Here is a 12,915-nt window from a genome sequence, read left to right as displayed (position 1 = left end):
TGAGTGAAATAAAGATGAACCTGTCGTTGCTGGCGGCGTATTTCGCCGCCATTTTCTTGCTGATCGCCACGCCAGGGCCGGTGGTGATGATGGTCGCCAACACCGCGGCGCGCTTTGGCGCCCGGCGCGCGCTGTTGACCGCGCTGGGCAGCAATGGGGCCTCTTTGTTGCTGATCGGTATTGCCGCGCTGGTTGTCACCGGGCTGTTCGCGGTGGATATGCGCTTGCTGCAGTGGATAGGCCTGCTGGGTTGCCTGTTTATCGGCCGCATGGCGATCGCCTCGCTGTATGAGGATTTATCCGCACGAACCCCCGATGCGCAGCCCGTTGCACCGTCGCAAAAACGCTCGGCGATCGCAAACGGTTTTCTGGTAGGCATCGCCAATCCCAAGGACATCATCTTCTTCGTCGCCTTTTTTCCGCAGTTTATCGCCGTCACCCCTTCGGTCGGCGCCAGCCTGACGCTGCTGACCGCGCTGTGGGTGCTGGCTGATTTCGCCATCTTGCTGGCCTATATCACCCTGCTGTCGGGAACGGCGCTACAGCGCGCGCGGCGGGCGATCTCTGTCCTGTCGGCGTTGCTGCTGTTGGGGGTGGCGGTAGTGGGAGCGGGGTATGCGCTGTGGGAGCTGCTCGGCTGAGGCCGCATAAAAAAACGCCGTTCGGGAAACCGGACCGGCGTTTTATCGTCGCGTTTACACCGCGCCGGTCGGCTGCGGTGTGGGGTCGCCGTTGCGGCGTTTGCCGAGGAACAGCGCCACCAGCGTCAGCCAGCACAGGCCGCTGATGAGGTTGAACAGGTTGAACAGCCCGCTGCCGCCCCAGACGTAGGCGACCTTGGCCAGCTCGATGCCGACGGTGAATACCATCATGCTCAGCATGCCCATGGTGGCGGACACCGTGCCTTTGCTGACATTGCTGGAGAACAGCGTCAGGCGGTACAGCCCGGCGTTGGCGAGGCCGATGCCGAAAGCGTACAGGCTCAGGCCGGCGGTCATCCACAGGTAGGCGTGGCTGGAGAACTGGGTCGCCAGCGCGGCGATCAGCAGCCCCAGCAGCATCGGGCCCGCGCCCAGCTTGATCAGGCGCTCCACGCTGTTTTTGCCGGTCAGACGCGCCAGCGTCAGGTTACCGAGGATCAGCGCGCCGAACACCGGGATCTGCAGCAGGCCGTAGTCCAGCGTCGACAGCGACTCACCGCTGATCAGGATCACCGGCGACTGGGCGATCCAGGCCAGCAGCGGCAGGCTGGCGAAACCGATCGCCAGGGCGCCGCACAGGAAGCGGCGGTTGCCCAACACCTGGCGGTAGTCGCGCCATAGGTTGGCGGCGGAAAACGCCTCGCCCTGCAGCGTGGCGGTTTCCGGCATGGCTTTCCACAGGCCGTAGAAGGCGATGGCCGCCAGCGCCGCAAACAGCACGAACATGCTCTGCCACGGCGCGACGTGGATCAGCGCCGCGCCGGCCAGCGGCCCGAGCAGTGGGGCGATCAGCGCCACGTTGGCCATCAGGGCGGTGATTTTGATGCACACCGATTCTTCAAACGACTCCTGGATGGTGGCGTAGCCGACCGCGCCGATAAAGCATAGGCCGATGCCCTGCAGGAAACGCATGGCGATGAACTGCTCGATGGTGGTGACCAGCAGGATCGCCAGGCAGGAGACGATAAAGAACGCCACCCCGGCCAGCATCACTGGGCGACGGCCGCGGCGATCCGACAGCGGCCCGAGCAGCCACTGCAGGAAGATGCCGCCGGCCAGATAGGCGGTCATCGAGGTCGGTACCCACTCTTCGCCGGCGTTGAAATCCGCCACGACGGCCAGCATGCCCGGCTGAATCATATCGTTGCCGATATAGGTGGCGAACTCGAACAGCACCAGACAAAGAGGGAATAAAAGCGCCTGTCGGCCCAAACGTGCCGCAGGTGGTAATGTCGTTTTCATATTATTGTACTGATAGTAAAAGAGAAAAAGGAACTGCCAGGGCGGGAAGCGCAAACTGAGCGAGTTATGGCGGCTATTTTGCCGCCAATTGTTCACCTTCGCAATCATAAGGTGTTGTTTAAGTGCATTCTGATATTTCGCTTTTGGGTTGTCGCCGAACGCCGTGCCCGATAACCTCTTCTTAACATATCAATATGACACAAGATCGGGCGAGCGTTTGAGCGAGAAAATCGGCTGGATAGACAACCTGCGGGCGATGGCGTGCATGATGGTGGTGATGATCCACGCCACCACCTATTACGTCACCAACGGCGTGGCAATAGGGTTGCACAACTGGGACATCGCCAACGTGCTGAACTCGCTGTCGCGCGTATCGGTGCCACTGTTCTTTATGATTTCCGGCTACCTGTTCTTCGGCGAAAAGAGCGCCGGCCGCCGGCATTTCACCCGCATCGTCAGCTGCATTCTGTTCTACAGCGCCATTGCGCTGATCTACATCGCGGCTTTCACTAAGATCGGTTTCTGGCCGTCGCTGCGCGGCATGTTGCAAAAGCCGGTGTTCTATCATCTGTGGTTTTTCTACGCTATCGCGGTGATTTACCTGCTGTCGCCGCTGATCAGCGTCAAACCGGTGTCGCGCCGCTACCTGGCCGCCGCGCTGGTGGTGTTGGCGGCGATCGCCAACCCGAATACCGATAAGCTGACCTTCGGCAACGCGCACCTGCTGCCGGTTAACCTGTATATCTACGGCGATACCTTCTACTACCTGCTGTATGCGCTGGCCGGGCGGGCGATTGGCATGATGGAGGCGCGCGGGCGCGCCGTGGGCTGGCTGGCGGCATTGGGATTTGCGCTGTGCGTGGCGCTGATCGCTCGCGGCACCAAACACCAATTGTTCATCAACGGCAACTTCGCCGATACCTACTACATCTACAGCGGCCCGCTGGTGTTTATGGCGGCGGTGGCGCTGCTGGTGTGGGTGAAACACTGTCTGCCGCAGCCGATCGGTTGGTTGAGCGCGTTTTCCCGCCATTCGCTGGCGATTTACGGTTTTCACGCCCTTATCGTCAACGTGATGCGCAGCCGGCACCTGGACTTCACCGGCCACCCGCTGCTGGATATCTTCTGGGTGTTCGGCGTGGCGCTGGGGCTCAGCCTGCTGCTGTCTGTCGGCCTGCAGCGGCTGGATACCCGCCGGCTGGTGTCATAGCGGCGAGTGCTGACGCTGCTGGGCGCGGCGCAGCTGCCGCCCGGAAGAAAAACCGGCCGCCAGCGCGGCCTTCTCCAAGCCATACCCTTGCTGCAGGCGCTGTTGCGCCACCGCCAGCCGCAGCTGCTCATGATATTCCCGCACGCTGATGCCGACGTGGCTGCGAAACAGCCGCGCCAGGTGGCGGCTGCTGACGTGCGCCTTCTCCGCTATCTGCGGCACCGACCAGTCGGCCTCCGGCTCGGCGGCCATCACGTCCTGCGCGCGGTGCACCGCCGGGTGCAGGTGGTTGCGGTAGCGCAGCCAGGGCGACAGCTGCGGATCGTCCCCGGCGCGGCGGAAATAGACCACCATATCGCGGGCGACGTCGCGCGCCCGGCCGGAACCGCAGTGGCGGTGGACCAGGTGCAGCGCCAAATCGATGCCGGTGGTGATGCCCGCGCTGGTGTAGACGCCGCGATCTTCGACGAAGATACGGTTCTCTTTCACCTGCGCCGCCGGCGCCTGCCGGCGGATACGTTCGATGACGTCGTGGTGGGTAGTACACTGATAGCCGTCGAGCAGCCCGGCCTGCGCCGCCAGCAGCGCGCCGGAACAGATGCACACCAGGGTGATGCGCTGCCGCTGCAGGTCGGGCCGCAGCGTCGCCAGCCAGCGGCGCGCCTGCTCGGCCTCTTCCCCGGCGAAATAGCGCTGCGAATCGCCGACGCCCGGCAGCACCAGGATGGCGCCGTCTTCCAGGCGCTCTGGCAACGGCTGCAGGCCGCTCAGCGTCATGCCGATGGAGCAGACGATCTGCGGCGCCGGGCTGAGATAACGTAGGGTGAACTGCCCGGCGAGGCGCAGGGTTTCCGCCGGGCCGCTGACGTCCAGCGACAACACGTTGGGCAACAGCAGAAAATAGACGGCCTGCGACATGGTTACTCCTGTGCGAGTTGCGCCAGCGCCTCATCCACGCTGGCGATGCGGGCAAAACGATCGACCAGTACGGTTTCAGTATGCCGTTTCAACTGCGCGGGGGTAAAGACTTCGCCGTCGGGATGGCGCATCGGGAAGGTTAACGTCGCCTCGGTGACGAAAGTCACCCGATAACCGAGATCGGACGCCACCCGGGTGGTGGTTTCGCAGCACTGCTCGGTGCGGATGCCGGAGACGATCAGATGGTTGATATCCCGCGCGCGCAGCCAGGCGTCGAGGCCGGATTCGGTCAGCGCATTGTGCACATGCTTGTGCACGGTGATATCCGCCTGGTGGGTGAGGAACGGCAGGCGCTGCACATGGCCTGAAGCCAGTGAGAACGGCCCCTGCGGCGAGACGTGCAGCACGTCGACCAGGGCCGCGCCGCGCTGTCGGCAGCCTGCGATCAGGCGGGTCAGCGCCTGTTGAAACGCCGGCAGATCGTCCTCCTGCCAGAATGGACGGTGCTGGAATGATTGCTGGACATCGATGATCAATAACGCGCTCTGTGACATTTTCGGCCCTCCGCCAGTGTGTGTTGCGACCATCTTGCGCCGCGCCTTACTCTGGCAGAAGGCCAAAAACGGCCATCATGATGACAACAACGGACCGACCTTAGGCTTTGCTCACCTGGCCGGCGACCAGGCGCCCCTGATGGAAGGTGGCGCTGCGCGCCGGCAGACGGGCGACCGCCTCGGCGGAACAGCTGGCGTTGACCAGCACGAACTCGGCGGCATCGCCGGCTTTCGGCCAGGCGCGCTGCCCCTTATCGTCCAGCGGCAGCACGCCGCCGGTGGAGATGGCCATGGCACGCGACAGGTGATACTCGTCGGAACCGCGGTACAGCTGGGCGTACAGATTGGCCTTCTCCAGGATGTCGCCGGTGCCGAACGGCGACCAGTGGTCGATCACGCTGTCGGTGCCGGTCATCACGAACACCCCTTTCTCGCTGAGCTGCGGCAGCGGCATCATCAGGCCGCCGATCGGTACCGTGGAGGCGATGGTGATCTGCTGCGCCGCCAGCCGGGTGGCGGTTTCCGCCAGTTCGCCCGGCGTCAGCGTGGTCAGGGCGAAAGCGTGGCTGATGGTGACCTTGCCGCGCAGCGCCGGGTTTTTCTCCACGGTGGCGATCATGTAGTTAATGGCGGCGACCCCAGCCGGGCTGGTTTCATGCAGGTGGATATCCACGCCTTTGCCGGTATCGAGGGCGATCTGGAACATGGCGTCGAGCGATTTCTCCATCGCACCGTCGACGTTGGTCGGATCGAGACCGCCGACGTACTGCACGCCCATCTGCATCGCTTCGCGCATCAGCGCATCGACCTTGGAGTGCAACAGACCGTGCTGCGGGAAGGCGACGATTTCACAGCTAAAATCCGCCCGGTGGTTTTCCAGCGCGCGCTGCAGGTGTTCCAGGCTTTTCAGGCCGCTGACCGGATCGATATTGCAGTGGCTGCGCGCCACGGTGCTGCCTTTGGACTGCAGCAGGGCGATCAGGTTTTCCGCCCGCTGCTGCGAGGTGGGCAGCAGTGTCGGGATCAGCGTCTGCTCCAGCGCGATCATGTCCATGATGGTCTTGCCCTGGCGCGGGCGCGGTGCCTGCCACGGGCCGCTGTAGAAGGTTTTGTCCAGATGGATGTGCATATCGCGAAACGCCGGCAGCAGCAGCTGGCCCTGTGCCTTATAGCGGGGCACGCCGGCGGGCAACGCGGCGTTGGCGGCGTGAATGGCGGCGATCTTGCCGTCTTTGATCTCAAGCGTATACAGCGCGGTGCGGGTGCCGATCACCGTTTCGCCGTCGTATTCAAAGCCGTCTTCCAGCCGCACCTCACTCAGGCAGTAGTGACGATCGGTCAGGGTCATCGGCGTTGGCGCACACGGCTCGCCGCCAGGCGAAGCGGCCTGCGCCATGCCGCCGGTCAGGCCGATCACCGCGCAGGCGGTGGTGAGTTTGCCGGTTTGGCTGAGGAAGGCTCTGCGGCCCGGTTGCTGAGGGTTTTCCACGTTCGGTTCCTTAATCCAGAGGTGAGGGAGTGAAAACATCCTCCAATTTAGGAGAGGAACCGACAGGTTGGCAGCGACATTTGCCACTGGTGACTATTCGATTTGGTAATGATCGGCGTCTGCCGGCGGAATGGTGCTCTTGGCTTGCTCTTTCGCAGCTTTAATGGCTACATTTGTAGTCATTAAAGCTACATTGAGGTCAGCGTGATGCACGATCCGATGCTCGAATTACTGTTCAGCGAATACCGTAGAAAAGTGCTAAGCCTGCTGTTTATTGAAGCCGGGCAGGCGTTTCATGTGCGAGAAATTGCGCGGCGCACCGCAACTCAGGCCGGGACTTTACATAAAGAGTTGAGCCGGCTGGCTGAAGGCGGCATCTTGCTCAGGCAGCGGCAGGGCAACCAAATTTGCTATCAGGCTAACGCCGATTGCCTGATTTTTCCCGAGCTGGCGGCGATTTTCCGCAAGACCTGCGGCCCGGCTGCGCGCTTACGGCAGGTGCTGGCAGGATTTGGGGAGGACATTGAACGGGCTTTCATCTTTGGTTCCGTCGCCAGTGGCAAAGCGACGGCGGCCAGTGATATCGATGTTCTGATCGTCGGCAAACTGTCTTTTGCGGAGGTGATTCAGGCGGTTTACCCGCTGCAGGCAACGCTGGGTCGGGAAATTAACCCCAAACTGTACTCGCCTGAAGAGTGGCGAGCGGCTTTGGCCGAGAACTCCGCGTTTATACAGGACATTATGCAGAAACCCCAACTCTGGATTGTGGGAGACAAGGATGACGCTGGACAATCTGGTCGGGCTGGGACTGGAGGTGATAATGCCTGACGCGGGGGCGATTAAAAAATTGCTGGCCGCCGCCGCTCGCAACCGACGCGATGCGGGTATCACTCAGCTCAGCAATGAGAGCCGTTTCGACACGGCATATAAAGCGGTCATGCAAATGGCGAATGCCGCTTTGCAAGCCAAAGGATACCGCACGCTGACCAGCAGGCCTGGCCATCACCAGACCATGATCCAAACGTTGCCGCTCACTGTAGGGTTGCCGCGTGAGGCAATGATCTGCCTGGATGTATTGCGAAAACAGCGCAACGTGGCGGATTATTCCGGCGACTTGGTGACGGACGCGGCGGTACAGGCTTGCCTTGAGCAGACAGAAGCGCTGTGGGTACGGGTTATCGACTGGCTGCAGCGCGAACATCCGCAGATAGTGGCGTAAGCTGCCTTACTTCAGCCCGCAAAACGCCGCCAGCCGCTGGGCCAGCGCCAGCGTGGCGGCGGGAGCGCCGTCGCGGTAGTAGAGCGCCAGTTCGAAGCTGTCTATCGGCGGCAATCCTTCGGCCGCGCCCAGCACCCGGTGCGCGGGCAGACGGCAGCCGGCCGGCAGCAGGGTGACGCCCAGCCCGGCGGCCGAAGCGGCGGTCAGCGCCGCCAGGCTGGCGCTGCTGTAGCCGATGCGCCAGCGTTTGCCGAGGGTATCCAGCGCCTGGCAAAGCTCGTCGCGGTACAGGCCGTTCAGTGGAAATACCGCCAGCGGCACCGGCGATTGCTCGATGGCCGGGAAGGCCAGGCTGTCCAGCCACAGCAGCGGTTCCGGCCGCGCGGCGCGCGGCGGTTGCCGGCGGCGCTGCTTCACCAGGATCAGATCCAGCTCTTCACGCGCGTAGGCGCTGTGCAGATCGGCGCTCAGGCCGCTGGCGACGTCCAGCCGCAGGTGCGGGTGCTCACGGCTGAAGTCGGCCAGCAGCTCGGTGGTGGGCACGGCGAAATCCTCCGGCATGCCGATCCGCAGCACGCCGTCGCGCCAGATGCCGGTCAGCGCGTCGTGGGCTTCTTCATTTAGCGCGATAATGCGGCGCGCGTAGCTCAACAGCTTGACGCCTTCTTCGGTCAGCAGCACCTGATGCGAGGAGCGCTCAAACAGCGGCTTGCCCAGCATCTCTTCCAGCCGGCGCACCTGCTGGCTAACGGTGGACTGCGACAAAAACACCCGCTCTGCGGCGCGGGTGAAGCTGTTGCTGTCGCATACGGCGACGAAGCTGAGCAGCAGCTGCGGATTGAACATCGGGTAGCGATTCATTTTCCCACTGTTGGCTATTTTATTATTTAATTTCCCAATACTAGCGGCGTTGCCTACAGTAACGCAACGCTGCGGCGATCGCGCTGTGACGCCGCACTCTTCATTTCGCAGTACCAGGAATATGCCGTGTTAAATCATTCTGTTAATTCACCTTCCCCGCGCCGCTGGCTCAACCCTCTGCTGCTGGCGCTGGTGTTGATCGGCCTGAACATGCGGCCGCTGTTGACTTCGATCGGCCCGTTGCTGCCGACGCTGCGCCAGGTCACCGGGCTGAGTTTTGGCGGCGCGGCGCTGTTGACCACGCTGCCGGTGCTGATGATGGGGCTGATGGCGCTGGCGGGCGGCACCATCAATCGGCTGTTCAGCGAACGCAGCGCCGTGACGTTGAGCCTGCTGGCGATCGGGCTGGGCGCGCTTTGGCGCGAACTGGCCCCCGGCAGCGTGCAACTGCTGATGAGCGCGGTGCTGGGCGGGCTCGGTATCGGGGTGATCCAGGCGGTGATGCCCGGCATCATCAAGCATCACTTCCTTAAAAGCATGGCGCTGGTGGCCGGGCTGTGGTCGGCGGCGCTGATGGGCGGCGGCGGGTTGGGGGCGGCGATCACCCCGTGGCTGATGAGCGTAGGGCACGACTGGCACAGCGCGCTGGCCTGGTGGGCGTTGCCGGCCCTGGTGGCGCTAGTGGCCTGGTGGCCGGTCAGCCGTGGGCTGTCTCGCCTGGGCGCGGCGGGAGAACACCGCGGGCCAGGCCTGCTGCGCAACCGGCGCGCCTGGCTGCTCGGCGCCTATTTCGGCCTGATCAACGGCGGCTATACCAGCCTGATCGCCTGGCTGCCGCCGTATTACATGCAGCTCGGCTGGCAGCCGCAGGCCAGCGGTTCGCTGCTGGCGTTGATGACCTTTGGCCAGGTGGTGGGGGCGCTGCTGCTGCCGGCGCTGGCGCGCAATCATGACCGGCGGCCGCTGCTGTTGCTGGCGCTGATGATGCAGCTGATCGGCTTTATCGGCCTGATTTATCTGCCGCAGACGTTGCCGTGGCTGTGGGTGTTGCTTTCCGGGCTGGGGCTGGGCGGCGCGTTCCCGCTGTGCCTGGTGCTGGCGCTCGATCACCTGCACCAGCCGGCGGCGGCCGGGCGACTGGTGGCCTTCATGCAGGGCGTCGGCTTCCTGCTGGCGGGCGTCACGCCTTACCTTTCCGGCCTGCTGCGCGACTACAGCGGCGGCTTCGTGCTGGACTGGCAGATCCACGCGCTGCTGGTGGTGGTGCTGATCGCCATCACCTGGCGCTTCCATCCGCACAGCTACCGGCGGGCGTTCGCCGAATAATATTTCTGTCATTGCCGCTCCCTATAGTGACGTTGCTTTTACTTCTGGGCGATAACAACGAAAAGGGACAATGACATGCACAACACCAAAACCCGGTTGGCGCTGCTGGTCGGCTGCATGGCGCTGAGCGCCAACCTGTGGGCCGACGCGCAGCCGGTGCAAGCGACGCTGGCCGGGCATGCGCTGCTGCCGGTGAAATCCGCCGTTTCCACGCCGAAGGACGCGCCGAGCGATCTGCAGCAGAGCGGCAAATACACCAGCGGCAAACGCGTCACCGAGCTGGGCAGCGTGGCGGGCAAATCCGCCGATCGCCTGACCGGCCTCGGCCTGCCGATCGACGGCCAGCCGCTGCAGGGCCACTCCGGCATCAAACACATGCCCGACGGCACCTACTGGGTGCTAACCGACAACGGCTTCGGCAGCAAGGCCAACTCCCCGGACGCCATGCTGTACCTCAACCACTACAAGATCGATTTCAAAGACGGCACGGTCGCGCCGCTGAAGACGGTGTTCCTGCACGATCCGGATAAAAAGGTGCCGTTTCACATCATCAACGAAAGCACCGAGAAACGTTATCTGACCGGCAGTGATTTCGATCCGGAAAGCTTCCAGTTTGCCGATGATGCCTTGTGGATCGGTGAAGAGTTCGGGCCTTACCTGATCAAGGCCGACCTGAACGGCAAGGTGCTGGCAGTGTTCGACACCCAGGTAGACGGCAAGGTGGTGAAATCGCCGGACAACCCGACGCTGACCCTGCCGGGCGCGCCGGACGGCAAGCAGAACTTCCAGGTGGCGCGCTCCAAAGGCTTTGAAGGCATGGCCGCCTCGCCGGACGGCAGCAAGCTGTACCCGCTGCTGGAAGGGGCGCTGTGGGACGGCGAGCAGTTCGAGAACGTCGGCGGTAAACGCTACCTGCGGGTACTGGAGTTCGACGTCAAACAGCAGGCCTGGACCGGCCGCAGCTGGCAGTACGTGCTGGAAGACAACCAGAACGCCATCGGCGACTTCAACATGATCGACGCCACCCACGGGCTGGTGATCGAGCGCGACAACGGCGAAGGCACGCCGGATAAAGCCTGCGCCGCCGGCGCGCCGACCGACAACTGCTTCAGCCAGGTGGCCAAGTTCAAGCGGGTGTATAAAATCGCCTTCTCGGACGCCAACGTCGGCAAACCGGTCGAAAAACTGGGCTATATCGACCTGATGAACATTCAGGATCCGAACAAGCTGGCGCGCAAGCCGCTGAACGACGGCGTGCTGACCTTCCCGTTCTTCACCATCGAGAACGTGGACGTGGTGGACGCCAACCACATCATCGTCGGTAACGACAATAACTTCCCGTTCTCCTCCAGCCGCCAGCCCAATATGGCGGATGACAACGAGTTCATCCTGCTGGACGTGAAGGATTTCCTGAAGTAGCGCTCCCCGGCCGCCGAATCGCCGGCGGCCGCCATTTCCCGCTTAGCGCAACGAACAAACTGCGCTATAATCAGCGCCTTGCTTCTTCTCTTCTCCAAGGAAGATCCTCGTCCCCGGTGGGGCGGCCGGACTTCAAATCCGGTTGGGGCCGCCAGCGGTCCTGGGCAGGTTCGACTCCTGTGATCTTCCGCCAATCATCGTCTCCCTTGTTCTTCTGTGTTAGCCGAGCTCTGCAGCATAAATGACCGTCCACCTAGATGGATATGAGATCTTGCAGCCAGACAATGAGATTGTCCGGCTGCGCGAGGGATTATTACGGCTACTTATTGAATAGGTGCGTGCCGATGGATAAACAGCCGCTGAGTAAAAAAATGGATGACAGAACAGAAATGTAAATGAGTGACTTCATTCAGGCCTCTGACGATTAGAAAAGCGAAACGCAACCGGATAACGCAAGCGTTGATGATAGGGTTAAAAGGTAATAGGCAATCTTTAGAAACATAAATTCATCCTGTTTTTGCGGTATCGACTCTCGGTTTGATAACGTCTGATTCATTTTGTAGAAAATGAATAACTGCATATTTAATCCGGCTATCCGGGTCTGGAAGACCGGGGTATTTTCACTTTGGCGCCATGTTGAGCGTTTCTTTGCAGTGGATTGACACTGGGTTGATGATTTTTTGGCATGCTTTCATTTTGGGTGAATAAACCATTCAGACAGTTAAACTGTAATGAGGAAAGCCATCGTGAAAACCATGTCGTTAATCTTTTTACTGGTATCAATATTCATCACCGCGATTCATTGTCATGAAAGCCCATGTTCTGGCATTCAAAGCGGTATTGCCATACTCGGCAACGGAGCAGGAGCAATAACCTGTGATTTCAAGTCGTGCTCTTCTCATGATGTACCGCAATGCGTTAATGCCCCCAGGATTTATATATTCAAACCGTTACTAAAGCGTTTGAAAACCGCGTTAAAACCCCAGTTTTTAACTTCATCAGTCAAATTTTCCTGAATCGTCGGTTGAAGGGTAATGAAACTTTAATTACAGCAAGCTATTGAGTGGAGGATCTTTAAAGTCCCATTACTCTTCTGAACGTCACTTTGCGGTTTCAGGTTTTTGCACTGGCTTAGAACGTGTAGCTTATTGCCACGACTCCCGTTGTCCCCTCCTTTTGTTTAACGATAGGGCTATTGGCGGCGTTATCCCCCAGCCAGGTATGGTTAATGCCAACCCATCCACCCCAGGTTTCGGTAAACTGATGCGCCCACGTCAGGCTCACGTCGGTACCGTAATAACCGCCCGAGCTGTTATAACGTGAGTAACCCGAATTAGCGCTTTGCGTGCTATTAACGCCGTACCAGGTGTTCATATAGCGAGAGTCTGCAAATAATGCGCTGATTTTTAGCGCGACGGTATCCTCCTCATCCAGAACAGGAATGAAATCGACGGAGGTCGCGTAAGATATCCCCTGGCCATCACTCAGCGGCAGGATGGCTTTTCCCTCTAAGACCAACCATGGCGTTACCGCCCATCCCAAGGCTAAGCCAGTGTTAACGGTTGCTGAAATATCCCCCATGCCTTTAAGCGCGTCAGAGCCCTTACGCCAACCTGAATCTTCATCGGTTCGCCCTGAATCATAGCCTATCGTTGGAATGAAATATAAACCGTTCTCGCTTTGGAAACGAAAACCAGCACCATTCATTGAATCGACAAAAAAGTTATCCTGTTGGAAATGAAATTGCGGTGCGGCTCCCCAGGTTTGCTCATTCGAACCACTGTATTTAGGCGATGATGCCGCGCCAAGGCTCACGGTAAATGCCGTTCCGCTGTTATCGTTATTACTTGCATGGCTGGGTGGAATGCTGGATATTATCAGCAGAGCCAACGTATTTTTAATGATTTTCTTTTCTAACATTATGAGCCTCGGTATTATGTGTATCGGTATGATAAGACTGTTCACGCAAGGCGGAG

12 protein-coding genes and 1 tRNA gene are annotated in these 12,915 nt (G+C 60.6%); 7 read left to right on the top strand and 6 right to left on the bottom strand.

The features are described from left to right. Nucleotides 1–14 precede the first annotated feature (14 nt). Entirely contained in the window at nt 15–641 is a 627-nt protein-coding gene (locus N6G83_RS30070) for a LysE family translocator (protein WP_260516006.1), read from the top strand. A gap of 54 nt (nt 642–695) precedes the next feature. Here N6G83_RS30070 and N6G83_RS30065 read toward each other — a convergent pair whose 3' ends face one another. Next, entirely contained in the window at nt 696–1,943 is a 1,248-nt protein-coding gene (locus N6G83_RS30065; protein WP_049204735.1) for an MFS transporter, read from the bottom strand. Between the two features lie 217 nt (nt 1,944–2,160). On the opposite strand from N6G83_RS30065, the gene N6G83_RS30060 reads away from it, so the two are divergent. After that, a complete protein-coding gene (locus tag N6G83_RS30060; protein WP_197835789.1) occupies nt 2,161–3,153 on the top strand; it encodes an acyltransferase in 993 nt (330 codons plus the stop codon). On the opposite strand, the gene N6G83_RS30055 is transcribed toward N6G83_RS30060, so the two are convergent. The 3 genes from N6G83_RS30055 to N6G83_RS30045 all read right to left on the bottom strand — a co-directional run bounded on the left by N6G83_RS30055 (nt 3,148) and on the right by N6G83_RS30045 (nt 6,114). Continuing rightward, entirely contained in the window at nt 3,148–4,071 is a 924-nt protein-coding gene (locus tag N6G83_RS30055; protein WP_141996943.1) for a GlxA family transcriptional regulator, read from the bottom strand. The two genes, N6G83_RS30060 and N6G83_RS30055, sit on opposite strands and share 6 nt — an antisense overlap. A 2-nt stretch (nt 4,072–4,073) precedes the next feature. After that, entirely contained in the window at nt 4,074–4,625 is a 552-nt protein-coding gene (locus N6G83_RS30050; protein ID WP_033652293.1) for an isochorismatase family protein, read from the bottom strand. Nucleotides 4,626–4,725: 100 nt separating this feature from the next. Continuing rightward, on the bottom strand, nt 4,726–6,114 hold the full coding sequence (locus N6G83_RS30045; protein ID WP_033652292.1) for an amidohydrolase family protein: 1,389 nt from the start codon (nt 6,112–6,114) through the stop codon (nt 4,726–4,728). A 207-nt stretch (nt 6,115–6,321) separates the two neighbouring features. On the opposite strand from N6G83_RS30045, the gene N6G83_RS30040 reads away from it, so the two are divergent. Next, nucleotides 6,322–6,942 (top strand): nucleotidyltransferase domain-containing protein, encoded by a 621-nt coding sequence (locus N6G83_RS30040; protein WP_197828555.1) that lies wholly within the window; start codon nt 6,322–6,324, stop codon nt 6,940–6,942. Then, nucleotides 6,893–7,333 (top strand): DNA-binding protein, encoded by a 441-nt coding sequence (locus tag N6G83_RS30035; protein WP_260516004.1) that lies wholly within the window; start codon nt 6,893–6,895, stop codon nt 7,331–7,333. Before N6G83_RS30040 ends, N6G83_RS30035 begins: the two co-directional genes overlap by 50 nt. A gap of 6 nt (nt 7,334–7,339) precedes the next feature. Here N6G83_RS30035 and N6G83_RS30030 read toward each other — a convergent pair whose 3' ends face one another. Continuing rightward, a complete protein-coding gene (locus tag N6G83_RS30030; protein ID WP_260516003.1) occupies nt 7,340–8,194 on the bottom strand; it encodes a LysR family transcriptional regulator in 855 nt (284 codons plus the stop codon). A gap of 126 nt (nt 8,195–8,320) precedes the next feature. On the opposite strand from N6G83_RS30030, the gene N6G83_RS30025 reads away from it, so the two are divergent. The 3 genes from N6G83_RS30025 to N6G83_RS30015 all read left to right on the top strand — a co-directional run bounded on the left by N6G83_RS30025 (nt 8,321) and on the right by N6G83_RS30015 (nt 11,132). Further along, entirely contained in the window at nt 8,321–9,520 is a 1,200-nt protein-coding gene (locus N6G83_RS30025; RefSeq protein ID WP_308317717.1) for a cyanate transporter, read from the top strand. A gap of 75 nt (nt 9,521–9,595) precedes the next feature. Next, nucleotides 9,596–10,939 carry an esterase-like activity of phytase family protein gene (locus tag N6G83_RS30020; protein WP_025304806.1) on the top strand — a complete coding sequence of 448 codons (1,344 nt, stop codon included), beginning with the start codon at nt 9,596–9,598 and terminating at the stop codon, nt 10,937–10,939. Nucleotides 10,940–11,037: 98 nt separating this feature from the next. Continuing rightward, nucleotides 11,038–11,132 (top strand) — tRNA-Sec (locus tag N6G83_RS30015). 938 nt (nt 11,133–12,070) lie between these two features. On the opposite strand, the gene N6G83_RS30010 is transcribed toward N6G83_RS30015, so the two are convergent. Then, nucleotides 12,071–12,859 (bottom strand): MipA/OmpV family protein, encoded by a 789-nt coding sequence (locus N6G83_RS30010; protein WP_260516001.1) that lies wholly within the window; start codon nt 12,857–12,859, stop codon nt 12,071–12,073. Between the last annotated feature and the right edge of the window lie 56 nt (nt 12,860–12,915).

It is taken from the genome of Serratia sp. PL7 (assembly GCF_945957435.1).
This window is presented reverse-complemented; position numbering and strand designations above follow the sequence as displayed.